21 protein-coding genes are annotated in these 22174 nt (G+C 59.3%); 12 read left to right on the plus strand and 9 right to left on the minus strand.

Going from position 1 to position 22174, the window contains the following annotated elements; all coding sequences use genetic code 11:
• Nucleotides 1-49 precede the first annotated feature (49 nt).
• Nucleotides 50-1471, plus strand: a complete 1422-nt coding sequence (locus Q0I19_RS00745; RefSeq protein ID WP_294759421.1) for a glycine--tRNA ligase — start codon at nucleotides 50-52, stop codon at nucleotides 1469-1471.
• A gap of 69 nt (nucleotides 1472-1540) precedes the next feature.
• On the opposite strand, the gene Q0I19_RS00750 is transcribed toward Q0I19_RS00745, so the two are convergent.
• Nucleotides 1541-2914 (minus strand): citrate synthase, encoded by a 1374-nt coding sequence (locus tag Q0I19_RS00750; protein WP_294759422.1) that lies wholly within the window; start codon nucleotides 2912-2914, stop codon nucleotides 1541-1543.
• Nucleotides 2915-3186: 272 nt separating this feature from the next.
• Here Q0I19_RS00750 and Q0I19_RS00755 point away from each other — a divergent pair, with 272 nt between their 5' ends.
• Together Q0I19_RS00755 and Q0I19_RS00760 are read left to right on the plus strand one after the other, a co-directional pair.
• On the plus strand, nucleotides 3187-4179 hold the full coding sequence (locus Q0I19_RS00755) for an isocitrate/isopropylmalate family dehydrogenase (protein ID WP_294759423.1): 993 nt from the start codon (nucleotides 3187-3189) through the stop codon (nucleotides 4177-4179).
• Nucleotides 4180-4193: 14 nt separating this feature from the next.
• Nucleotides 4194-6437, plus strand: a complete 2244-nt coding sequence (locus tag Q0I19_RS00760) for a hydratase (protein WP_294759424.1) — start codon at nucleotides 4194-4196, stop codon at nucleotides 6435-6437.
• Nucleotides 6438-6491: 54 nt separating this feature from the next.
• Here the strand turns inward: Q0I19_RS00760 and Q0I19_RS00765 are convergent, their stop codons facing one another.
• Nucleotides 6492-6926 (minus strand): DUF523 domain-containing protein, encoded by a 435-nt coding sequence (locus tag Q0I19_RS00765; protein ID WP_294759426.1) that lies wholly within the window; start codon nucleotides 6924-6926, stop codon nucleotides 6492-6494.
• Nucleotides 6927-7088: 162 nt separating this feature from the next.
• Here Q0I19_RS00765 and Q0I19_RS00770 point away from each other — a divergent pair, with 162 nt between their 5' ends.
• The gene (locus tag Q0I19_RS00770; RefSeq protein WP_294759428.1) at nucleotides 7089-8258 is read left to right on the plus strand and encodes an AI-2E family transporter; all 1170 of its coding nucleotides are present in this window, start codon (nucleotides 7089-7091) and stop codon (nucleotides 8256-8258) included.
• Between the two features lie 48 nt (nucleotides 8259-8306).
• Here Q0I19_RS00770 and Q0I19_RS00775 read toward each other — a convergent pair whose 3' ends face one another.
• The 3 genes from Q0I19_RS00775 to Q0I19_RS00785 all read right to left on the minus strand — a co-directional run bounded on the left by Q0I19_RS00775 (nucleotide 8307) and on the right by Q0I19_RS00785 (nucleotide 10285).
• Nucleotides 8307-9227: a SufD family Fe-S cluster assembly protein gene (locus Q0I19_RS00775; RefSeq protein ID WP_294759431.1), complete on the minus strand. Its 921-nt coding sequence runs from the start codon at nucleotides 9225-9227 to the stop codon at nucleotides 8307-8309.
• Nucleotides 9224-9964, minus strand: a complete 741-nt coding sequence (locus Q0I19_RS00780) for an ATP-binding cassette domain-containing protein (protein WP_294759433.1) — start codon at nucleotides 9962-9964, stop codon at nucleotides 9224-9226. Before Q0I19_RS00780 ends, Q0I19_RS00775 begins: the two co-directional genes overlap by 4 nt.
• 105 nt (nucleotides 9965-10069) lie before the next feature.
• Nucleotides 10070-10285, minus strand: a complete 216-nt coding sequence (locus tag Q0I19_RS00785) for a hypothetical protein (RefSeq protein ID WP_294759434.1) — start codon at nucleotides 10283-10285, stop codon at nucleotides 10070-10072.
• A gap of 230 nt (nucleotides 10286-10515) precedes the next feature.
• On the opposite strand from Q0I19_RS00785, the gene murC reads away from it, so the two are divergent.
• Together murC and Q0I19_RS00795 are read left to right on the plus strand one after the other, a co-directional pair.
• Nucleotides 10516-11883, plus strand: a complete 1368-nt coding sequence (gene murC, locus Q0I19_RS00790) for a UDP-N-acetylmuramate--L-alanine ligase (protein WP_294759436.1) — start codon at nucleotides 10516-10518, stop codon at nucleotides 11881-11883.
• An 80-nt stretch (nucleotides 11884-11963) separates the two neighbouring features.
• Nucleotides 11964-13595 (plus strand): hypothetical protein, encoded by a 1632-nt coding sequence (locus tag Q0I19_RS00795; protein WP_294759438.1) that lies wholly within the window; start codon nucleotides 11964-11966, stop codon nucleotides 13593-13595.
• Between the two features lie 61 nt (nucleotides 13596-13656).
• Here the strand turns inward: Q0I19_RS00795 and Q0I19_RS00800 are convergent, their stop codons facing one another.
• Nucleotides 13657-13980 (minus strand): hypothetical protein, encoded by a 324-nt coding sequence (locus Q0I19_RS00800; protein ID WP_294759440.1) that lies wholly within the window; start codon nucleotides 13978-13980, stop codon nucleotides 13657-13659.
• Between the two features lie 152 nt (nucleotides 13981-14132).
• On the opposite strand from Q0I19_RS00800, the gene Q0I19_RS00805 reads away from it, so the two are divergent.
• From Q0I19_RS00805 to Q0I19_RS00830, 6 genes are all read left to right on the plus strand, one after another.
• Nucleotides 14133-15176: a PTS sugar transporter subunit IIC gene (locus tag Q0I19_RS00805; protein WP_294759442.1), complete on the plus strand. Its 1044-nt coding sequence runs from the start codon at nucleotides 14133-14135 to the stop codon at nucleotides 15174-15176.
• A 20-nt stretch (nucleotides 15177-15196) separates the two neighbouring features.
• Nucleotides 15197-15751: a DJ-1 family glyoxalase III gene (locus tag Q0I19_RS00810; RefSeq protein WP_294759443.1), complete on the plus strand. Its 555-nt coding sequence runs from the start codon at nucleotides 15197-15199 to the stop codon at nucleotides 15749-15751.
• A gap of 118 nt (nucleotides 15752-15869) precedes the next feature.
• On the plus strand, nucleotides 15870-16226 hold the full coding sequence (locus Q0I19_RS00815) for a PadR family transcriptional regulator (protein WP_294759444.1): 357 nt from the start codon (nucleotides 15870-15872) through the stop codon (nucleotides 16224-16226).
• The gene (locus tag Q0I19_RS00820; protein ID WP_294759446.1) at nucleotides 16219-17364 is read left to right on the plus strand and encodes a DUF2812 domain-containing protein; all 1146 of its coding nucleotides are present in this window, start codon (nucleotides 16219-16221) and stop codon (nucleotides 17362-17364) included. Before Q0I19_RS00815 ends, Q0I19_RS00820 begins: the two co-directional genes overlap by 8 nt.
• 137 nt (nucleotides 17365-17501) lie before the next feature.
• Nucleotides 17502-18080 (plus strand): RICIN domain-containing protein, encoded by a 579-nt coding sequence (locus tag Q0I19_RS00825; protein ID WP_294759447.1) that lies wholly within the window; start codon nucleotides 17502-17504, stop codon nucleotides 18078-18080.
• Between the two features lie 114 nt (nucleotides 18081-18194).
• On the plus strand, nucleotides 18195-19382 hold the full coding sequence (locus Q0I19_RS00830) for a DEAD/DEAH box helicase (RefSeq protein ID WP_294759448.1): 1188 nt from the start codon (nucleotides 18195-18197) through the stop codon (nucleotides 19380-19382).
• 57 nt (nucleotides 19383-19439) lie between these two features.
• Here Q0I19_RS00830 and sufU read toward each other — a convergent pair whose 3' ends face one another.
• From sufU to Q0I19_RS00845, 3 genes are read right to left on the minus strand one after another with little or no spacing between them, the layout of a single operon-like run.
• The gene (gene sufU, locus Q0I19_RS00835) at nucleotides 19440-19868 is read right to left on the minus strand and encodes a Fe-S cluster assembly sulfur transfer protein SufU (protein WP_294759449.1); all 429 of its coding nucleotides are present in this window, start codon (nucleotides 19866-19868) and stop codon (nucleotides 19440-19442) included.
• Nucleotides 19865-21085 (minus strand): cysteine desulfurase, encoded by a 1221-nt coding sequence (locus tag Q0I19_RS00840; protein WP_294759621.1) that lies wholly within the window; start codon nucleotides 21083-21085, stop codon nucleotides 19865-19867. The genes sufU and Q0I19_RS00840 overlap by 4 nt, the downstream gene beginning before the upstream one ends.
• Nucleotides 21060-22145, minus strand: coding sequence for a SufD family Fe-S cluster assembly protein (locus Q0I19_RS00845; protein WP_294759450.1), 1086 nt, complete (start codon nucleotides 22143-22145; stop codon nucleotides 21060-21062). The genes Q0I19_RS00840 and Q0I19_RS00845 overlap by 26 nt, the downstream gene beginning before the upstream one ends.
• Nucleotides 22146-22174: the final 29 nt, after the last annotated feature.

The following is a 22174-nucleotide window of genomic DNA, read 5'->3' on the forward strand; positions in this document are numbered from 1 at the left end:
GGAAATAAATCGCTTTGTGTGGCAGCCAGCCATGCGGAAGGAGTAATGTATGAAGAACAGTGAAAAGACCCTTGACATGATCGTGAACCTGTGCAAAAACCGCGGGTTCATCTATCCGGGCAGCGAAATTTACGGCGGCCTGGCCAACAGCTGGGACTACGGTCCCCTGGGCGTTGAGTTCAAGAACAACGTCAAAAAGGCATGGCTGAAAAAGTTCGTGCAGGAAAGCCCCTACAACGTGGGTCTGGATGCCGCCATCCTGATGAACCCCCAGACCTGGGTCACCACCGGCCACGTTGCCAGCTTCTCTGACCCGCTGCTGGACTGCCGCGCCTGCAAGAGCCGCCACCGCGCCGACAAGCTGATCGCCGACTGCGAGCAGGGCAAGAACGTGGACGTCGATGCGATGACCTTTGACGAGATGGACGCCTTTATTGCCGAGCATGACGAGGTCGTCTGCCCCGTTTGCGGCAAGCACGACTTTACCCCCATCCGCAAGTTCAACCTGATGTTCAAGACCGCCATCGGCGTTACCGAGGATTCCTCCTCCACCTGCTATCTGCGCCCCGAAACCGCGCAGGGCATCTTTGTCAACTTTGCCAACATCCAGCGCACCACCCGCCGCAAGCTGCCCTTCGGCGTGTGCCAGGTCGGCAAGGCGTTCCGCAACGAGATCACCCCCGGCAACTTCACCTTCCGCACCCGCGAGTTCGAGCAGATGGAGTGCGAGTTCTTCTGCAAGCCCGACACCGACCTGGAGTGGTTCGCCTACTGGAAGGATTTCTGCAAGAACTGGCTGCTGAGCCTTGGCATTGAGGAAGAACACCTGCGTCTGCGCGACCATGAGCCTGCCGAGCTGGCGTTCTACTCCCGCGCGACCACCGACATTGAGTACGCCTTCCCGTTCACCGAGTGGGGCGAGCTGTGGGGCATTGCCGACCGCACCAACTATGACCTGAGCCGTCATCAGGAGGCCAGCGGCAAGAGCCTGGAATACTTTGACCCCGAAACCAACGAACATTATGTGCCTTACGTCATCGAGCCTTCTCTGGGCTGTGACCGTGTGGCGCTGGCTTTCCTGTGCGAGGCCTACGACGAGGAGCATATGGTCGATGCCAAGGGCAAGGAGGACGTGCGCACCGTGCTGCGTCTGCACCCCTATCTGGCACCGTTCAAGTGCGCCGTGCTGCCGCTGTCCAAGAAATTGGGCGACAAGGCGATGGAGATCCGCAACGAGCTTGCCAAGGACTTTATGGTCGACTACGACGATGCCGGTTCCATCGGCAAGCGTTACCGCCGTCAGGACGAGATCGGCACGCCTTTGTGCATCACCGTGGACTTCCAGACCGTGGGCGACGACAAGGTCGAAGCCGACGGCTGCGTGACTGTGCGTGACCGCGACACCATGGAGCAGGTGCGTATGCCCATCAGCGAGCTGAAGGACTACATTGCCAAGAAGGTTGCGTTCTGAGGTAAATAGAAATACTATAAAAGCCCCCTGCCGCAAGGCAGGGGGCTTTGCTGTTGCTGCGGAACGTTCTTACCGCCGGTTCAGCGGCACATACTCCTGGTCGTGGCCCAGGTACTTGTACGCCGGACGGATGATGCGGTTGGCGAACTCCACCTCCTCAACGCGGTGGGCGCACCAGCCGGGCACACGCGCAATGGCGAACAGCGGTGTGTACAGATCCTCGCTGATGCCCAGCATACGGTAAATCAGACCGCTGAACAAATCGACGTTGGCACACACTTTTTTGGGGCCGTGCTTTTCTTCGGCAAAGACTTGCGGTGCCAGACGCTCGATGCTGCAAAGCATCTCGTACTCCTCATCATAGCCTTTTTTGTAAGCCAGGCTCTTGGCGTGGGTTTTCAGGATTTGGGCGCGGGGGTCGCTTAACGTATACACGGCGTGACCCATGCCGTAGATCAGGCCGCTGCCGTCCCCTGCCTGCTTGCGCAAAATCTTGCGCAGATACTCCCGCACCTCGTCATCGTCGGCGGGGTTTTCCACATTGGCAAGGATATGGTCAAGCTGGTGCATGACCTTCAGGTTTGCACCGCCGTGCTTGGGGCCTTTCAGCGCGCCGATGGCTGCCGCGATGGAGGCGTAGGTGTCGGTGCCGGAGCTGGACAGCACACGGCAGGTAAAGGTCGAGCAGTTGCCGCCGCCGTGGTCGGCGTGTGCCAGCAGGCAGAGATCCAGCAGACGCGCTTCCTCGTGGGTGAACTTCTGGTCGGCGCGGTAGGTGCTTAAAATATGCTCGGCGGTGCTCTGCCCCGGCGTGGGCAGGTGAAAATACATGCTGGAACGGTCATAGACGCGGCGCTTGATCTGGTAGGCGTTGACCATCATGGTGGGCAGCTCAGCAATCAGGTTGATGCTTTGGCGCAGGATATTGGGCAGGCTGTTGTCCTCGGCGTGTTCGTCGTAGCTGTACATGGCAAGCACACTGCGCGCCATCTTGTTCATCAGATTGGGCGAGGGCGAGTTCAAAATCATATCATCGGCAAAGCCTTCGGGCAGTTCGCGGTGATGCTCCAGCAGCTTTTGGAATTTGGCAAACTGCTCCTGCGTGGGCAGAGAGCCGAACAGCAGCAGCCAGATGACCTCCTCAAACATAAAGCGGTCGTTGGCGTCCGCCTCGGCTGCCAGGGTGTCAATGTCGATACCGCGGTAGACCAGCCGACCCGGAATGGGCACAATGGTGCCGTCCTCTTTTTTGTCGTAGCCGATAACGCTGGAAACGTTGGTGATACCGGCCAGCACGCCGGTGCCATCCAGATTGCGCAAACCGCGCTTGACGCCGAGTTTATCCGCCAGATGCGGGTCCAGCGTGGCGTTGTGTTCGATATATTCATGGCAGAGCAGTTCCAGCTCGTCCGGCTCCAAGGCCGGTACATCGGGATAGTACATAGGCAGCCCCTTTCCTTGCAAATGTATAAATATACTGCTTTGACCCGCGCGGCGGGTTTGGCTGAGTTGCAATGCTTATTTACTATTTTAACCGCACTTGGGGCTTGCGTCAAGCAAAACTTAAAGTTTTTGCAAAAATATTTGGTTAAAAATTTATTAAATTAAGATACACGCATACAAAACAAAATAATTTTACCGCACACATTGACAAGGCCGCCCAAAGCGGGTATAGTGGTAAATATACAGTGTAATTTAATGAGGGGGAAATACTTATGAAGGCTGTTCTGATTCCGGGTGACGGCATCGGCCGTGAAATTGCCGAAAGCGTGCGTGCTGTTTCCGAGGCGCTGGATACCGGCATTGTGTGGCAGGAATTTGCCGCCGGGGCGGAGTATGCCGCCGTGGAGGGCGAGCTGCTGCAGCCGGGCCTGCTGGATGCCATCGAGGATTGCGGCCTGGCGCTGAAGGGCCCCACGGCCACACCCATCGGCAAGGGATTCCGCAGCATCAATGTGCAGCTGCGCCAGCGCTTTGCCACCTACGCCAACCTGCGCCCCGTACACACACTGCCGGGCGTAAAAAGCCGCTATGACAACGTTGATGTGGTCATCGTGCGCGAAAATACCGAGGACCTGTACAAGGGCATCGAGTATATGCTCAACGACGATATCGCCAACGGCGTCAAGCTCATCACCCGCCCCGCCTGCGACAAAATCTGCCGCTTTGCCTTTGACTATGCCCGCAAGAACGGGCGCAAAAAAGTCACGGCAGTGCATAAGGCCAACATTATGAAGCTGACCGACGGCTTATTTTTAAGTGTATTCCGCGATGTCGCCGCCGAGTACCCCGACATTGCCGCCGATGATGTGATCATTGACGCGCTGTGCATGAAGCTGGTGCAAAAGCCCGAACAGTTTGACGTGCTGGTGGCACCCAACCTGTACGGCGATATCATCAGCGACCTGTGCGCGGGGCTGGTGGGCGGCCTGGGCTTTGCGCCGAGCGCCAATATCGGCGATACCACGCGGATATATGAGGCGGTGCACGGTTCTGCCCCCGACATTGCCGGGCAGGACAAGGCGAACCCCAGCGCGATTCTGATGGCCTTTGCCATGATGCTGAACGATCTGGGCATGACCGACAAGGCCGAACGGCTGAACCGTGCCATCTATGACCAGACGGCAGAGGGCAAGGTGGTCACGGCGGACGTGGGCGGCACGGCCGGTACAAAGGCATTTACCGCTGCGCTGATCCAACGGTTGTAAAAAGGAGTTTGGCTATGAAATTGCACGAAACGGGCGTTTGCTATCGGGGCGGCAAGGTACAGGCGGCTCCCGTCGGGGCGGATACCGAAGCAGGCCGCTGCGGCACCATCGCTTATGGCATATTAAAAGCACATAACACCGCCGATTCTATGCAGGAGCTGCGGCTGAAATACGACTCAATGACCAGCCACGACATTACCTATGTGGGCATTATCCAGACGGCGCGTGCCTCCGGCATGGAGCGCTTTCCCCTGCCCTATGTCATGACCAACTGCCACAACAGTCTGTGCGCCGTGGGCGGTACCATCAATGAGGACGACCACCGCTTTGCGCTGTCCGCCGCGCACAAGTACGGCGGTATCTATGTGCCGCCGAATATGGCGGTCATCCACAGCTACAACCGCGAGATGATGTCCGGTTGCGGGCGGATGATCTTGGGTTCGGATTCCCACACCCGCTACGGCGCGCTGGGCACCCTGGCTGTGGGCGAGGGCGGTGGCGAACTGGCCAAGCAGCTGGTCGGCCGCACCTACGATATGAGCTATCCCGGTGTGGTGGCGGTCTACCTGACCGGCAAGCCCAACCCCGGCGTCGGCCCGCACGACGTGGCGCTGGCGCTGGTGGGTGCCACCTATGCCAACGGCTATGTCAAGAACAAGGTCATGGAGTTTATCGGACCCGGCGTTGCCAATCTGAGCGCCGATTACCGCAACGGCATTGACGTTATGACGACGGAAACCACCTGTTGGAGTTCGGTCTGGCAGACCGATGAGGTGACGAAACAGTACTTTGTGCAGCACGGCCGCCCCGAAGCGTACAAGGAACTGAAGCCCGCCGAGGGCGCGTACTATGACGGCTGCATTGAGCTGGATCTTTCGACGGTGGAATGTATGATCGCCCTGCCGATGCACCCCAGCTATGCCTACCCCATCCGCGAGGTAAAGGCGAACGCCAAGGATATTCTGCACGAGATCGAGCAGCAGGCAAACCGCCAGCTGGGCGGCAAGGTGCAGATGGATTTGTTGAGCAAGATATGCCCCGACGGCCGTATCTATGTGGATCAGGGCATTGTGGCGGGCTGCAGCGGCGGCACGTTTGAAAACATCTGCGCCGTGGCGGACCTTGTCAAGGGGCGCAGCTGCGGCAACGGCGCCTTTAAGCTGAGCGTCTACCCCGACAGTATGCCGACCTATCTGGAGCTGGTCAAAAACGGCGCGGTGGCGGATATTGTATCGGCGGGCGGTATCTTCCGCGAGTGCTTCTGCGGCCCCTGCTTCGGCGCGGGCGACACCCCCGCCAACGGCGAGTTGTCCATCCGTCACACGACCCGCAATTTCCCCAACCGCGAAGGCTCCAAGCCCGGCGAGGGACAGATCAGCGCGGTGGCGCTGATGGACGCCCGTTCCATTGCCGCCACGGCTGCCAACGGCGGCTACCTGACCGCCGCCAGCGAGGTCTGCGACAGCGAGCCGACCCTGCCTGCCTACCATTTTGACGGCTCTGTGTACGAAAAGCGCGTCTACAACGGCTGGGGCAAGCCGGAGCCGGACTACGCCCTGCGCTTTGGCCCCAACATCAAGGATTGGCCCGCCCAGCCCGCGTTGAGCGAGGACTTGCTGGTCAAGGTGGTCAGCTACATCACCGACCCTGTGACGACGACCGATGAATTGATCCCCTCCGGCGAGACGTCGTCCTTCCGTTCCAACCCGCTTCGGTTGGCGGAGTTTACGCTGTCCCGCAAGGACCCCGACTATGTGCCCGCCGCCAAGGCGGTGCAGGCGCTGGACGCCGAGCGCCGCAAGGGTGCTGTGCCTGCCGAATTGCAGGCAGTGTACGAAGCCCTGCAAAAGGGCGGCTATGCCGTGGATACCCAAAATACAAACGTAGGATCGACGATTTACGCCAACAAGCCCGGTGACGGCTCTGCGCGTGAGCAGGCCGCCAGCTGCCAGCGCGTGCTGGGCGGCGCGGCGAATATCGCCACCGAGTACGCGACCAAGCGGTATCGCTCCAACTGCATCAACTGGGGCATGCTGCCTTTTGTGACCGATACCCCCGACCTGCTTGCCAAGGGCGATTACGTCTTTTTGCCCGGCGTGCGCAAGGCGCTGCTGACGGCAGCGGAGCAGCTGCCCGCCGTGGCGGTCAAGCCGGACGGACGCCTTGTACCCTTTGCGGTGCGGCTGGGCGCAATGACCGACGCCGAACGGCAGATTCTGGCGGACGGCTGCCTGATCAATTATTACAAAAACCACTAAACAAAACAGCAGCGCCCCTGCGGAATTCCCGCGGGGGCGCTGCTTGCTGTGAAATTACAGCAGCTCGGTATAGGTTTCCTCGTTATAAATCGCCAGCCCGGCGGCAAGCAGAACCTCCGTTGTTACGCCGTTGCCGCAGATTTTGCGTCCGCTGAAGGTGCCATCGTAAATGGTGCCGCAGCCGCAGCTGGGGCTGTTGGCTTTGAGGACGGCGGCGGTGCAGCCGGTCAGGTGCGCCAGCTGCAAGGCGGCCGCAGCGCCCTTTTGGTATTGGGCGGTCACATCGCGCCCATCCTTTGCCAGAACTTTCTCCCCCACCCGTTCGGCGGGGGTGCGTGGCGTGGGCAGCCCACCGTACACCTCAGGGCAGACAGGCACAAGTGTGTGCCCTGCCGCCTGCAGAGCCTCGGCCATGCCGGACACATGGTTGCTGCCGCCGGAATACTTGCAGTGAACGCCCAAAAGACAGGTGCTGACCAAAATTTTCATCGTGTATGCAATCCTTTCTGCCACAGAATCGTTATACTCAGTATACGCGCACAAGAGATTTTGCGCAACCGTAAAAGTTCTGTAAATTATGCAAAGCGGGTCTTGTCCCCCCGCGCGGAAAGCGGTACAATAGTAATAATACGGAAAAAGGAGCTATAAGGTGTGAGCAAGAATTTTTTGGAAAAAAAGCCTGACACGATGCTGGACTGGATGTGCCTGACCTTTGCCAGCATTGCGTTTTATCTGCTTTTGAACAATATCGGGTACTTTGTGGGCGGCGTACAAAAATTCCTGAACATTCTGTCACCGTTTGCGGGGGGCGTGGTGCTTGCCTATATACTGAACCCCATGGTGAATTTTTTTGAGGAAAAGCTGCTGAAAAACAGCAAAAAGTTTCGCTGGGTAGCCATTTTGCTGGCCTACGCCGTGGCAGTACTGGTGCTGTTTTTGCTGGCGTGGATGGTCATTCCCCAAATTGTGGCCAGCGTGATGATGCTGTTCAACAACTTCTCGACCTATGCGTCCAACGCCAAGGATACCCTGCTGTACATTCAGGAAACCTACGCGGTCAATTTAGACAAAGCCATACAAACCCTGAGCGATACCGCCACGCTGGTCAACAAAATCAGCAAGCTGGCAACCGACGCCATGCCGCAGATCCTGGCGTCCATCGGCAATGTGGCGTCCAACTTTGTGGGCATCTTTACCGCCGTGGCGGCCAGCGCCTACATGCAGGCGGATCGCGACCACCTGCTGCACCAGCTGCGCACGCTGACGCATGCGTTTTTCCCGCGCAAGATGGCAGCCAATGTGCTGCGTATCTGCAGCTACGCCAACGCCAACTTTACCGGCTTTTTTGTTGGCAAAATCATCGACTCGGCCATTATCGGCGTTATCACCTTTGTGGCCATGACCATTCTGCGGCTGGATTATGCGATGCTGATCAGCGTATTCATCGGCATCACGAACATTATCCCCGTGTTTGGCCCCTTTATCGGTGCGGTGCCCAGTATCTTTATTCTGCTGCTGGTCGACCCCGTACAGGCGTTTGTCTTTGTCATTCTGATTCTGGTCATTCAGCAGTTTGACGGCAACTTTATCGGCCCCAAAATTCTGGGTCAGTCCATCGGCATTTCGGCGCTGTGGGTGCTGTTCTCCATCATTGTGGGCGGCGATTTGTTCGGCCTGGTGGGCATGGTCATCGGTGTGCCGGTGTTTGCCACCCTGTACGGCCTGATGCAGGAACTTGTGCATGTGCTGCTGGCGCGCCGCGGCATTGACAGCGAGGGCAACGACCTGCCCCCTGCCCCCGAAACAGAAACCGAAGAATAAACAAAGCCCCGCTTTGCGCACAGCAAAGCGGGGCTTTTGTATAGGTTCTTATTTCAGGAAGCCGTTGACGATCTGATCCTCTGCCTCTTTTTCGGTCAGGCCCAGAGTCATCAGCTTGATCAGCTGCTCGCCGGCGATTTTGCCGATGGCGGCCTCGTGGATCAGGCTGGCGTCCACATTGTTGGCGACCAAGCCGGGGTTGGCAATGACCGAGGCGTGGTCCATAATGATGGCGTCGCACTCGCTGTGACCGGCGCAGGCGCAGTTGCCGTTGATGTGGCTGTTGAACTCCTGCACGCTGTTGTCCTTGGCAACGCTGCGGGACACCACGTTGGCAGAGCAGTTGTCGCCGTTCAGCTCAACGTCAAAGTTGGTCACGGCGCGTTGGCTGCCGGTGGTCATGATTTTTTCGTGGATGACAAGGCTGGCATCTGCGGCCAAATCGCCGCTGGTGTTGCGGATGGTATCATCAATGCCGGCAATCTGCACGGTTTCCATCTCCATCTGCGCGCCCTCGGCCAGATGCACAATGGTGGTGGGGTTCATGACCTGCTTGCCGCGGCCGTCACCCTCGCCGTAATGCTTTTCGACATAGCGCAGCTTGGCATTTTTGGCCAGGTAGAAGGTGTGGATGCCGTCGTGCTGGGCATCGCCGCCGCCGCAGTTGTGGATGCCGCAGCCGGCAATGATCGTGACGTCGGCGCCCTCCCCGATGTGGAAGTCGTTGTAAACGAGGTCCTTCAGCCCGGTCTGGCTGAGGATGACGGGGATGTGTACACTCTCGTTCTTGGTGAACGGGCGGATAAAGATATCGATGCCGGGCTTGTCCTGCTTGGTCACGATATCAATGTTGGCGGTGGTGTTGCGCCCGGCCAGCTCGCCGTTGGCGCGGATGTTGTAAGCGCCGACCGGCAGGCTGTCGAGGTCGGCGACCTCCCGCAGCAGGTTTTGTTCAATCGCGTCGATCATTTGCGCACCCCTTCCACTTTGTCTGCCAGCACGCTGCAGGCAGGATTGGCCGCATCGGCGCTGCCCAGCAGGGCGGGCAGGATATCGGCGCGGGCGCCGACCTTTTCGACATGGCCGTTCTTGATAACGACGATCTTGTCGGCAATGTTCAGAATACGCTCCTGATGGCTGATGATCAGGATGCTGCCGCGGGTCTGCTCGTACATTTTTTCAAATACGCGGATCAGGTTCTGGAAGCTCCACAAATCGATGCCGGCTTCCGGCTCGTCAAAAATGGACAGCTTGGTGCCGCGTGCCAGAACCATGGCAATCTCAATGCGCTTGAGTTCGCCGCCGGACAGGCTGTCGTTCAGCTCGCGGTCCACATAGTCGCGCGCGCACAGGCCGACCTCGCTCAGATAGCTGCAGGCCTGGTTGACGTCGGTGTCCTTGCCGGCGGCAAGGCTCAGCAAATCCTTGACGCGCAGCCCCTTGAAGCGAACGGGCTGCTGAAAAGCGTAGCTCAAACCCAGGTTGGCACGCTCGGTGATAGACATGTGGGTGATGTCCACGCCGTCCAGCAAGATCTGGCCGGAGGTGGGCTGATAAATACCGGCAATGACCTTGGCCAGCGTGGATTTGCCGCCGCCGTTGGGACCGGTGACAGCGACAAAGCGCTCCTCCACGGTCAGGTTGACGTCGTGCAGGATCTCTTTATTGTCGGCGGTTTCAAAGCCGACATGACGTAATTCCAGCATAGAGATGCTCCTTACAAAAATACTAACAAGCTATACTATACCACGTTGCGCCCGAAAGCACAAGAACAAATTCCCACCAATGTACAGGAATTAAGGGGAATTGCCCTACCACAGCCGCCGGGCGATCTGCACGGCGAGCTTTTCCAGTGTGGGCTTGTCAAAATCGGCGGCCAGGCGCGTCAGCTCCTGCCTTACACGCTCACGCTTGCGCGCAGGTATGCTAAGACGTGCCAATTCGGCGGCGGTAAGGGGGCACTCCCCTGCCGGTTCGTGCAGTCGGCTGATAGCCAAAGGGTCAACGCCCCAGATGATTTTTGCCATTTTACCCTCCTGTTTATCGGACTTTGACGCCGGGCGGCGGACAAAAAGTCATACATCCGCCCATGCGAATGTGCAAACTGTCAAGAAATGCAGTTCCTTTTCTGTCATTATACCAAAAATTTGTAGAAAGTGTTTATTTTACCGAAAAAAAATATTATAATAATGTAAATCTACTGGTAAAATTAAAATTGCGCCCGAATCGGGTGCTGATTTTTTGAGGTGACGTCCCAATGATGTATCCTATGTTTGATTCCGCCCTGCTGGACGGCGTAAAAACCGTGCACTTTATCGGCTGCGGCGGCTCCGGTACCTACCCCCTGATCCAGATCCTGCACAGTCGCGGTATCGCCATCACCGGTTCGGATGTGGAGGAGACCCACAACACCGAGGCAGAGCGTGCCCTGGGCGTAACGGTGCATATCGGCCACGATGCCGCCAACCTGGGCAACCCCGATCTGGTCGTGTACAGCGCCGCCATCCATGACGACAACCCCGAACTCAAGTCCGCCCGTGAGCGCGGCATCAAGGCGGTGGAACGCAGCATTCTGCTGGGCTATGTCAGCCGTGCCTATATCCAGAGCGTCGGTGTCGCCGGCACCCACGGCAAAACCACTACCACCGGCATGATCACCACCATGCTGGAGCTGGCGGGCAAGGACCCGGCTGCCGTCATCGGCGGCAAGCTGCCCCTTATCGGCGGCTACGGCAAGGCCGGCAGCGGCAGCAGTGTGGTCATTGAGGCCTGCGAGTACCACGAGACGTTTTTGCATCTGACCAGCGCGGTCGGCGTGATCCTGAACATCGACAACGACCACCTGGAATACTACGGCACCATGGGTCAGCTGAAACTGGCATTCCAGAAGTTTGCCCTGCTGTCCCACACGGTGGTCTTTAACATGGACGACCGCAATACGCTGGACGTCGTCAACACCATCGACCGTCCGGTGCTGAGCTTCGGCATCCGCGAGGAGGCTCGTTTCCGCGCTGTCAATATTGTGGAGTATAAGCCCGGCTTTTATGCCTTTGACGTCACCGAACTGGGGGATTTCTTTGCCCACATCGAGTTGGGTGTGCCCGGCTACCACAACATTTATAACGCCCTGGCTATGTGCTGCTGTGTGCGCCCGCTGGGTCTGAAGCCTGAGGACGCCGTGCGCGCCGCCAAGGAATTTCACGGTACCGGACGCCGCTTTGAAATCAAGGGCGAATGCAACGGCGCCGTGATCGTGGACGATTACGCCCACCACCCCACCGAGATGGCCGCCACCTTGGCCACCGCCAAGGAACTGGGCTATGACCGTGTTATCGCTGTGCACCAGCCGTTCACCTACAGCCGCACCAAGATGCTGATGGACGACTTTGTCAAGGTGCTGAAGGAAGCCGACCAGGTCGTGCTGCTGCCGGTTATGGGCGGCCGCGAGGCTGACGACGGCAGCGTCAAGAGCGAGGATCTGGCCGCCAGGCTGCCCGGCAGTGTGGTGGTCGACGGTCTGCAGGGGGCTGCCGACTGGGTTAAGCAGAATGCCCGCAAGGGGGACCTGGTGGTCTGCATGAGCTGCGGCGACCTGTACAAGGCTGCCGACATGATGGTGCAGTAAAAAATTAAAATGGCTATTCCGCAGCACCGCGATGTGACCTACACCGCGGTGCTGCTGTATTTGCGGATTGTGTGGTCAAAATGACAAAAGATCAAAAACAGGATGCCGCCCTGAGCTGCGCCCTGACCGTCGTGTTTTTTGCGGTGGTCATCGGGGTTTGGGGTGTTTGGTACAGAACCAACGACGACGCGATACTTTCCAACATTGCGTTTGGCGCCTACGGGCCGGATCGCGTGCATCTAGTGTATGTAAATATTCTGTACGGCTGGCTGCTGCGGGGGCTGCAATGCCTGAACGACAGCCTGAACTGGTTTGCACTGTCCCAGGTGGGGCTGCTGTATGCGGGCACGGCGGTGCTGACCTATTACGGCATACGGCACTTTGGCCGTCTGCGGGGTGCGGTGCTTGCCGTGGCGATGATGGCTGCCTTTGGGGCAAATGCACTGTTCCGTATTCAGTATACCCAGACGGCGGCGCTGGCGCTGTGCGCGGGTCTGGTGGTTTTGCTGGAGAATCTGGGCAAAAAAAGCCGCGCAAACCTGTTGGGGCTGGCGCTGGTGCTGCTGGGGGCCATGCTGCGGTTTGACATGTTTTTTGCCGTGGGGGGCTTGTCGGCCTGGGTTTTGCTGCAGAGGTTTATCCGTTTGGACAAGCCCGAAAAAAAGCGGGCGTTGACTGTGGCGGCGGCCATGTTCTGCCTGGTGTTTGGGGCAAAACTGGTTGACCGCGCGGCCTATCAGGCCGACCCCGACTGGGCGGCCTACCTGCAGTACAACGCGGCCCGCACAGAATTCAGCGATTTTAAGTGCAATTTTTTGGGTGAGGAAAACACACCGGCTGACATCGGTGTGACCGATGCCGAGTACACCCAGCTTTTGCGCTGGGATTTTTATGATACCGAGAATTTCACGGCGCAGCGGCTGCAGGAAATCAGCAGCCGCATCCACGGGTACGGCCTGACAGGTGCGGTCAGGGCGCTGGGCGGGCATATCCGTGCGCTGGGCGGCAGCCTGTACGGCCGAGGCACGGCGCTGATGCTGCTTTTGTGCCTGGGGCTTGCTGTGGCAAGCGGGCACCCCGGCGGCGTGCTGTGGGCCGCAGGTATGACCGCGGCGGAGATGCTGCTGCTGTGTTATGTCAACCGTCTGCCCGAATGGGTCGAACTATCGCTCATGCTGGGCGCGACGGTTTTTGCGGCGGCGGGTCTTGCCCGCGCGGACAAGGAAAACCCGATGGCCGCAAGGCGCGGTACATGGGCGCTTGCGGCGGCAGCAGCGGTAACGCTGGCCATGGCTGTGCCGACCTATCACGGCCTTACAGCGAGCAGGCAGGCTTTGGAGCAGCTGGCACAGGGCGAGGAGGAATACCTGACGGCTATGGCCGCTGACAAGGAGCATGTGTACCTGCTGTCCGGCGAAAAGACGACGGAAATCAACGGCTACCTTGTCTGGCAGCCGCGGGAAAAGGGATTTTTCTCCAACATTGTAATGCAGGGCGGGTGGTACAACGGATCGCCGCAGTATCTGCAAACGCTGAAAAACTACGGCATGACGAACCCCCTGCGGGATGCCGTTGACCGCAGCGATGTGTATGTGGATTACCACGGCATTGACGCGCTGTGCAGCTATTTGAGCGAGCAAACAGGAAAAACCGTCACGGCGGTGCCCGAAGGCAGCAACGCCTTTGCGCCGTATCACCTGAAAACCGAGTGACCGAAAGGCCGTATATACGCAAAAAGCCGCATCCCGCAAAAAACGGGGTGCGGCCTTTTCTTTACCCAAACGGGTGGAAATTCCTTGTGATATATGACACCAACGGTAGCGGGGTCATATACCCGCGCAGTGCCTGCACCAGCCCCACCAGCGACAGAGCGTCCACCAGCAGGGTCAATGTCAGGCCCAGCTCCCCGCAATAGGGCAGCAGAGAGACGGCACCGCAGACAGTGGCCAGCGCCAGCACGACCAAGCCTTGATTTAAGTGGAACTTAACAAAGTCATCCTTGCGGGATTGCGTACAGGCAGGGATCAAAATCAATACGCTGACGTAGCACAATGCGGCTGAAAACCGCACGCGGCGCGAAACAGAACGGTTATCCATAGGAACTCCTTTATAACTATGTACAAAATGTCTATATTATTTTAACGCATACGCGGGCTTTTTTCAATGCCCGTAACTTGTCTTTTATGCAACATCGTGTTACAATTACAGGCAATGAGCCTGCCAAAAAGGCTCGGAAAGAGGGAAATTGCATGGAAGATTTTAAGAGTTTCTTACAGCGGAAGGACGTTGTTTTTTCCGCGCACCGCTATGGTATTGACGCCATGGGTGCCATGGCGCAGGGGCTGTTTGCCAGCCTGCTGATCGGTACCATCATCAAGACGCTGGGCCAGCAGCTGGGGATTGCTTTTCTGGTCACTGCCGGTACCTATGCCGCCGCCGTGGCTGGCCCCGCCATGGCTGCCAGCATCGGCTATGCGCTGCATGCACCGCAGCTGGTGCTATTCAGCCTGATTGCCGTAGGCGGCGCTGCCAATGAACTGGGAGGCGCAGGCGGCCCCCTGGCTGTGTACCTGATTGCCATCGTCGCTGCCGAGGTCGGCAAGATTGTCAGCAAGGAGACCAAGGTCGATATTCTGGTCACCCCCGCCGTTACCATTCTGGTCGGCACCGGCCTGAGCGTGCTGTTTGCCCCCGCCATCGGCAAGGCGGCCAGCGCCGTGGGCAGTGTCATCATGTGGGCTACCGAGCTGCAGCCCCTGCTGATGGGCATTGTGGTTTCTGTTCTGGTGGGTGTTGCGCTGACGCTGCCCATCTCCAGCGCGGCCATCTGCGCCGCGCTGGGCCTGACCGGCTTGGCCGGCGGTGCTGCCGTGGCAGGCTGCTGCGCCCAGATGATCGGCTTTGCCGTGATGAGCTACCGTGAAAACGGTGTCGGCGGTCTGGTCAGCCAGGGCCTGGGCACCAGCATGCTGCAGATGCCCAACATCATCCGCAACCCTCGCATCTGGATCCCCCCGACGCTGGCCGCGGCCATCACCGGCCCCATTGCGACCTGCCTGTTCCGTCTGGAGATGAACGGCCCTGCCGTATCCAGCGGTATGGGCACCTGCGGTCTGGTGGGTCAGATCGGCGTGTACACCGGCTGGGTCGAGGCCGGCAAGGCTGTGACTGCCTTTGACTGGCTGGGCCTTGTGCTGGTATGCTTTGTTCTGCCCGCCGTGCTGAGTGTGATCTTCTGCGAGTTTATGCGCAAAAAGGGTTACATCAAGGACGGCGACCTGAAACTGGATTGATTTTGTAAGGAGGTATTACTATGGCAAAAGCGTTGGTATTTTTTGCTCCCGGTCTGGAGGAGTGCGAGGGTCTGTTGTGCGTGGACATTCTGCGCCGTGCCGGGGTGGAAGTGACCATTGCGGCAGTGGGCGGCAGCAAAGCCGTGACCAGTGCGCGCGGTATTACGGTGGTAGCGGACGCCCTGACAGAGGAGGTGCTGACGGACGCCTATGACGCCTGTGTGCTGCCGGGCGGTATCCCCGGTGTGGATAACCTGAAAGCCGACACCGTTGTGCGCCGCATTGTGCAGGACTTTGCCGCCAAGGGCAAGTACATTGCCGCCATCTGCGCAGCACCCACCGTGCTGGCGGATTTCGGCGTGCTGAAAGGCAAGCGCGCCACCGTCTACCCCGGTATGGACGCGCCGCTGACCGCCGCAGGGGCGACCTACACCGGCGAGCAGGTCACCGAGGACGGCAACATCATTACCGGTGAGGCACTGGGCGCGGCGATCCCCTTTGCGCTGGCGCTGGCTGCCCGCCTGAACGGGCAGGACGCCGCCGACCGTGTTGCCAAAGCCATTGTGGTGCGGTAAAATTTTTCGTCAGACTGTTCCCCGCTTTTTTGAAAAAAGCGGGGATTTTTTTATTGACAAAACCAAGATATCGTAATACAATATCATTAGACGATATCGTTATACGAGGTGAACCAAGATGCCCAAGCAAGCACTGGAGAATCTGACCGAGGCTATGTTCTATACCCTGATGGCATTGACCCGCGGCGACGCCTGCGGCACCGAAATTACCGCCTTTGCGGCGGAAATTTCGGGCGGTGCGGTGCGGCTGGGACCTGCCACCCTGTATACCCTGCTGGCCAAATTTGAAAAAGAAGGCTTTTTGACACAGGCTGGCACGGTGGGCTGCAAGCGCTACTACCGCCTGACCGCCGCCGGAAAAGCCGCCTACCAAGGGGAGCGCAGCCGCCTGCTGCGGTGCCTGCAAAACGCAGACGCGGCAGAGGTGCTTTCCCCTGCGGAACTGACAACCAAAGGAGTGAACGAAGATGCGTAATGACGTTGTATTGCGTCCCCTGCCCTGCCATTTTTATGATGTGGAGCGTATGGAAAGCTGGCTGCAGGAGCAGGCAGCCAAGGGTCTGTTTCTCACCCGGTGGGGCAGCGTGTTTGCCCATTTCCGCCGCGCAGAGCCTGCCAAGGTGCGCTACCGCATTACGGCGGCGCGGCTGGAAGGAAATTTGTTTGAGAACCCGCCCGAAGCCCCCGACCCGGAGCAGCAGGAGTTGTTTTCCGGCGAGGGATGGCAGTTTGTTGCCGCACGCGGCGAGCTGTTTGTCTACCTTTGCAGCGACCCTGCCGCGCCCGAGCTGGACACCGACCCCGCTGTACAGGCACTGAGCCTAAAAATGGTGCGGCGGGATGCGCGCATCACCGCCGTGGTGGTGCTGCTGAATGCCGCCGTGGTGGCGCTGAATATGGGGATGCGGGGCGGCTTTTTCTGGCTGGGTACACTGGTCAAAGCACCGGGTACGGTGCTGCTTGCCGCGCTGCTTTTTGCTGACTACCTGCTGTACGGCGTCAGCGGCTGGCTGAACCTGCGCAGGCTGACCCGACAGCTCAAGCAGGGAATCCCCCTTGACCACAATAAGCCGTGGCGCGCTGAGGCAGTGCGCTACCGCGCAAGCGTGCTGGGCGCGCTGGTTTTGGTTGTCGGTATGGTGGCGGTGGCGGCAGGCTGGGGCGAGCCGACGCAGATTTCGGCGGACGAGTACGGTGCTTTGCCCTTTGCCACGCTGACCGACCTGACAGGCAGCGACGCGGTACAGGAAAAGACCAGCCTGACCGCGCAAGGCAGTGTGCTGGCACCCTGCATCCTGCACTATGACGAGGACGCTTACATCGGCACCGCACCCTGCCACCTGTATGTGGATTATTACCGGACGGCTGCCCCGTGGATGGCGCAGCGCCTTGCGAAAGAACTGCATGGCCTTAAAAAGGATATGGCACCCGACCCGGTGGCGATCCCCTGCCCCGCGGGGGTCGATGCCGCCTACGCCTACGACAACGAGGGTGTGTTTGAGCAGGTGATTCTGGTCAAGGGCGACACCGTGATGAGTGCGCTGTGGTTTGGCGAGATGCCGAACCGCACCGAGGACTTTTTGCCGATACTGGCGGAGAAAATGCAGGGATAGCCCTGACAAAACCGACAAAAACGGCGGCGAAAATTTGGCAAAACCGCGCGGCGGAAACGTGCTATAATAAGAAAAACGGAACGGCAGACTGCAAAACGGAACGGCAGGCTGCCGATTCCGCAAAGGAGGAACCCGTTATGAAAAAATCCGCCCAGACTGTTATCCGCCCGGAGGCATTCTATACCATCGCCGCCGCCAATGGCCGTGTGCTGGAAGTGGCAGATTTCAATACCGAGAACGGCGCATCCGTACAGCTGTGGAGCTATGAGGGTCAGCCTTGGCAGCAGTGGAGCTTTGAGGAAGCCGGTGAGGGCGAATACCGCATCCGCAACCGCTTTACCGGCAAGGTCATGGATCTAGCCATGTCCGGCGTGGTTAACGGCACTTGGGTGCACCAGTGGAGCAGTACCACAGGTGCCGGGCAGCGCTGGCAGGTCGTGGAGGCCGGCGGCGGCAAGGTCAAGCTGCGCAACGTGCTGGCCGATAAGGTCATCGACCTGGTGGGTATGCGTGTGGAAAACGGCACACAGGCGCAGATCTGGCAGGATGTCTTTGGCGAAAACCAGCAGTGGCGGCTGGAGCCTGTACCCGAACGCCTGCTGAAAGAAATTGACCCCGCCCCGAAAGCCCCCCGCAAAGCCCCTGTAAAATCCACCCGCACCCAGACCGCCAAAAAGACCGGCGGTAAATCGGCACGCCGTGCCACCAAAAAATAAACCGCTTTGTCCCCGCCCGCCACAGGGCGGGGATTTTTGCGTCTTGCAGAAAGCAAAAAATGCTGATATAATGACTGTAAATGTACAAATTTGACGGAAAGGCAGTTACAACCTATGCAGTTTACCCAGCTTACCGGCGTCGCGCCGGAAATTATCCGCGCCACCCAGACCATGGGCTTTACCGAAATGACGGAAATTCAGGAAAAGGCGATCCCGCTGATGCTGGCGGGGCATGATATGATCGCCAAGGCACCCACCGGCACCGGTAAGACGGTGGCGTTCGGCATCCCCATTCTGTCCAAGGTGGACCCGACCGTCTGCAAGCCGCAGGCTGTGGTGCTAAGCCCCACCCGCGAGCTGGCACAGCAGATCGCGCAGGATCTGCAAAATCTGGCGCAGTATCGCCCGGAAATCAAAATCGTCTGCGTGTACGGCGGCGCGGGGCTGGAAAAGCAGCAGCGCCAGCTGAAGGCGGGCTGCCATATCGTGGTTGCCACGCCGGGGCGCTTGATGGACCACTACCGCCACCATGCCATTGATGTTTCCGATGTGGAAACCGTTGTGCTGGACGAGGCGGACGAGATGCTGAATATGGGCTTTTACAAGGACGTGCGCCACATCATTGATTTGATGAAGCACCGCAAGAGCCTGTCGATGTTCTCTGCCACCATCAGCCGCGAGGTGCTGGACATCGGCTGGCTGTACCAGCACAACGCTGCCGAGGTCAGCGTACAGCCTGTGGAGGATTCCAGCCCCAAAATTGCCCAGTACAAGCTGCTGACCACCGGGCGCGACAAGCTGGCGGACGCCGCGCAGATCATTATCAGCGAAGGGTACAAGCGTGTGATGATTTTCTGCAACACCAAGTACAACACCGGGATGCTTGCCAACCAGCTGGCACGGCTGAACTTTAATGTGGACTGCCTGCACGGCGATTTGTCGCAGGCAGAGCGCAACCGCATTATGACCCGCTTTAAGGCGGGTGAAATCGATGTGCTGGTTGCCACCGACGTGGCGGCACGCGGCATTGATGTTTCGGATGTGGACGCTGTGATCAACTACGATGTACCCGACGAAAACGAGCATTACACCCACCGCATCGGGCGCACGGGGCGCGCCCGCAGACAGGGTGCCAGCTACCTGTTTTACACCAAGGACGAGGAAAAGCGGGTGGATCAGCTGCTGCGCCTGACCCGCAATCTGGAGGATTGCCAGGCGGTGAAGTTTGACTTTAACCACGAAAAGCTGGTCGTGCAGGAAAACAAGCAGGAAGATCGTTTCCAAATCAAGTGCTATTTCTAAAAAAGGCAGAAAAAAGCAGCCGTGTCGGCTTTGTCGACACGGCTGCTTTTTGCGCTGTTACGATGCTTTATCCAGAACTTCCTCCAAGGTGTGCCATGCCAATACGGCGCATTTTACGCGGGCGGGCACATGGGCGATGCCCTGCAAGGCGGCGGCATCCTCCAATTCGTCAAGTTCCTCGGGGGTGATTTTTCCTTTTATCATTTGGAAATACAGCCCGATCAGCCGCTTGGCATCGGTCACCTTGCGCCCCTTGACAAGGTCGATCATCAGCGATGCCGACGCCTGCGAGATGGCGCAGCCGCTGCCGATAAATCCTGCGTCCTGAATGACGCCGTCGGCAATGCGCAATTGCAGGGTGATGTCGTCGCCGCAGCTGGGGTTGACCCCCTCCAGGCTGTGGGTCGCCCCCGCCACGGGGTGGCGGTTGGCGGTGCTGCGGCTGTTTTCGGTTATAATTTGGGTGTACAGTTCGTTCAGGTTCACAAGCCCATCACCTTTCTGACGTTTTCCAGATTTTGCAGCAGTGCGTCAATGTCCTGCGGGGTGTTGTACAGGGCAACGCTGGCGCGGCAGCAGCTGCCGATGCCGAGGTATTCCATAAGCGGCTGGGCGCAGTGATGCCCCGCACGCACCGCCACGCCGCCTGCATCCAGAATGGTGGCGACGTCGTGGGGGTGTACGTCCCGCACGTTGAAGCTGACCACGCCGTAGCGGGCATCGGCGGTCGGCTCGCCGTAGACGGTCAGCCACGGCAGGGCGCGCATACCGTCCAGCATTTGCTTGAGCAGGGCGTGCTCGTGCTGCTGCAGGGTCTGCCAGCCGATGGCGGTCATGTAGTCCAGCGCGGCGGCAAAGCCGACCTCGCCGCCCACGTTGCGGGTGCCCGCCTCAAATTTGCGCGGTCCCTCGGCGTAGGTGGCGGTCTGCTCGTGTACGGCGGCAATCATATCGCCGCCGCTTAAAAACGGGGGCATTTTGTCCAAAAGTTCCCGCTTAGCGTACAGCGCCCCCACGCCCATGGGTGCGTACAGCTTGTGGGCCGAGCAGGCGGCAAAATCCACGTCCAGCGCCTTGACGTCCACGGGAACGTGCGGTGCGCTTTGGGCGCAGTCCAGCACGACCACCGCCCCCACGGCGTGGGCGCGCCGCACGATGCTTTCCACGGGGGCGCGCAGCCCCAGTACGTTGGAAACCATCGCCACAGCGACAAGTTTTGTGCGGTCGGTGATTTTTTTGTCCAGCTCCTGCTCGGTCAGGTGCCCGCCCTCATCGGGGTACAGGTACACAAGTTTAGCCCCCGTAGCGGCGGCGACCCGCTGCCACGGCACCAGATTGGAGTGATGCTCCGCCACAGAGAGGACGATCTCATCCCCTGCGTGCAGAAAATGCAGCCCGTAGCTGTAAGCAACCAGATTGAGCGATTCGGTGGTGTTTTGGGTAAAGACAATCTCGTCGTCCTGCGCGTTGAAGAATTTTGCCACGGTATGGCGTGCATTTTCGTGCGCATCGGTGGCACGCATCGCCAGCTCATACACACCGCGGTGGGGGTTGGCGTTGTCGCGGCGGTAGTAGTCTGCCACAGCGTCCAGCACCTGGGTGGGGTGCTGGGTGGTGGCGGCGCTGTCCAGATAGACAAGGCGATTGCCGTTTTCATCCGCCGCCAAAATCGGAAAATCAGCGATCCAAGGGTTCATACGCATCCAGCCTTTCTGCCACAAAGTGGCGTACCTCCTGCCGCAGTGCCTCGTCGGGCAGTTTTTCAATGGCGGGGGCAAAGCGGGCGTCCACCATCAGGCGGCGCGCCTGTGCGGCGCTCAGCCCGCGTGAGCGCAGATAGTACAGCTTGGCGTCGTCCAGACGCCCGACGCTGGCGGCGTGCTGCCCCTCGACCCGTTCTTCGCCGCAGAGGATCAGCGGCGCGGTGCGGTTGCGCACATGCGGGCTGAACAGCAGCACGTCCTCACTTTCGTGGCCGATGCCGTTCACGGCGCCGCGCTTGAAATCCACGGTGCCGCGCAGAATTTTATCCGCCTCACCCGCCAGCACACCGGCGGTGTGCATCTCGCAAACGGTGTCCTTTGCGGTGTGTACGCTGACATCGTTGAAATCCAACAGTTGTTTGCCGCTGCCGCAGTAGGCGGCGGTCAGTTCATAAGAGCCTTGACGGCGGTGCAGAAGGGTGCGTGTGCCGCACACGGTCAGCGCGCCGCCCAGTTCCAGCCGCACCTGCTCGACCCTGCCGCCTTGGGCGGTTTCGACGGCGACGGCATTCCAGCGGCGGGCGCGGGCGCCCAGCAGCTGCACCTGCACCAGCGTTACCACGGCCCCCTCCCCTGCCCGAATACGGGTCAGCTGGGCAGCGGCGCCGTTTTCGGCATCGCCGCGCAGAACCTGCACAACGGTCAGGCGGGTGTGGGCGGCGGCGTCCACGGTCAGGTAGCCAACGGCTGCCGGGTGGGCATCGTCCAGCGTGGTTTCATAGATAAGCGGTGCGGATACGGTTTCGTTTACCGCGATATGGCGCACAAAATTTGCGCTTTGCAGTATCCATGCGTCAGCATCGGAACCGACGCCGCTGGCTGCAAAATCAGCAAAATCCGGCGCGGCGGTGCAGACCCCTGTCGGCAGCGGGCTTTCAGCGACCTGCGCTGTGTTCACGCCGCCGATCGGTGCGGCGGGCAGTGCGGCCGCCGCAGGGGCAGTGTTCACGCCAAGCCGATTCCATGTGGGTACCGGCAGGCGGTTGAGTGTTGTGTTCATAAAAATCACCTATACAATCCTATGTTGCG

The organism is uncultured Gemmiger sp. (assembly GCF_934561205.1).
GTDB lineage: Bacteria > Bacillota > Clostridia > Oscillospirales > Ruminococcaceae > Gemmiger.

Coding starts and splice junctions, on each gene's coding strand:
- Q0I19_RS00745 (WP_294759421.1), top strand. CDS start 50: ATGAAGAACAGTGAAAAGACCCTTGACATGATCGTGAACCTGTGCAAA.
- Q0I19_RS00750 (WP_294759422.1), bottom strand. CDS start 2,914: ATGTACTATCCCGATGTACCGGCCTTGGAGCCGGACGAGCTGGAACTG.
- Q0I19_RS00755 (WP_294759423.1), top strand. CDS start 3,187: ATGAAGGCTGTTCTGATTCCGGGTGACGGCATCGGCCGTGAAATTGCC.
- Q0I19_RS00760 (WP_294759424.1), top strand. CDS start 4,194: ATGAAATTGCACGAAACGGGCGTTTGCTATCGGGGCGGCAAGGTACAG.
- Q0I19_RS00765 (WP_294759426.1), bottom strand. CDS start 6,926: ATGAAAATTTTGGTCAGCACCTGTCTTTTGGGCGTTCACTGCAAGTAT.
- Q0I19_RS00775 (WP_294759431.1), bottom strand. CDS start 9,227: ATGATCGACGCGATTGAACAAAACCTGCTGCGGGAGGTCGCCGACCTC.
- Q0I19_RS00780 (WP_294759433.1), bottom strand. CDS start 9,964: ATGCTGGAATTACGTCATGTCGGCTTTGAAACCGCCGACAATAAAGAG.
- Q0I19_RS00785 (WP_294759434.1), bottom strand. CDS start 10,285: ATGGCAAAAATCATCTGGGGCGTTGACCCTTTGGCTATCAGCCGACTG.
- murC (WP_294759436.1), top strand. CDS start 10,516: ATGATGTATCCTATGTTTGATTCCGCCCTGCTGGACGGCGTAAAAACC.
- Q0I19_RS00795 (WP_294759438.1), top strand. CDS start 11,964: ATGACAAAAGATCAAAAACAGGATGCCGCCCTGAGCTGCGCCCTGACC.
- Q0I19_RS00800 (WP_294759440.1), bottom strand. CDS start 13,980: ATGGATAACCGTTCTGTTTCGCGCCGCGTGCGGTTTTCAGCCGCATTG.
- Q0I19_RS00805 (WP_294759442.1), top strand. CDS start 14,133: ATGGAAGATTTTAAGAGTTTCTTACAGCGGAAGGACGTTGTTTTTTCC.
- Q0I19_RS00810 (WP_294759443.1), top strand. CDS start 15,197: ATGGCAAAAGCGTTGGTATTTTTTGCTCCCGGTCTGGAGGAGTGCGAG.
- Q0I19_RS00815 (WP_294759444.1), top strand. CDS start 15,870: ATGCCCAAGCAAGCACTGGAGAATCTGACCGAGGCTATGTTCTATACC.
- Q0I19_RS00820 (WP_294759446.1), top strand. CDS start 16,219: ATGCGTAATGACGTTGTATTGCGTCCCCTGCCCTGCCATTTTTATGAT.
- Q0I19_RS00825 (WP_294759447.1), top strand. CDS start 17,502: ATGAAAAAATCCGCCCAGACTGTTATCCGCCCGGAGGCATTCTATACC.
- Q0I19_RS00830 (WP_294759448.1), top strand. CDS start 18,195: ATGCAGTTTACCCAGCTTACCGGCGTCGCGCCGGAAATTATCCGCGCC.
- Q0I19_RS00840 (WP_294759621.1), bottom strand. CDS start 21,085: ATGCGTATGAACCCTTGGATCGCTGATTTTCCGATTTTGGCGGCGGAT.
- Q0I19_RS00845 (WP_294759450.1), bottom strand. CDS start 22,145: ATGAACACAACACTCAACCGCCTGCCGGTACCCACATGGAATCGGCTT.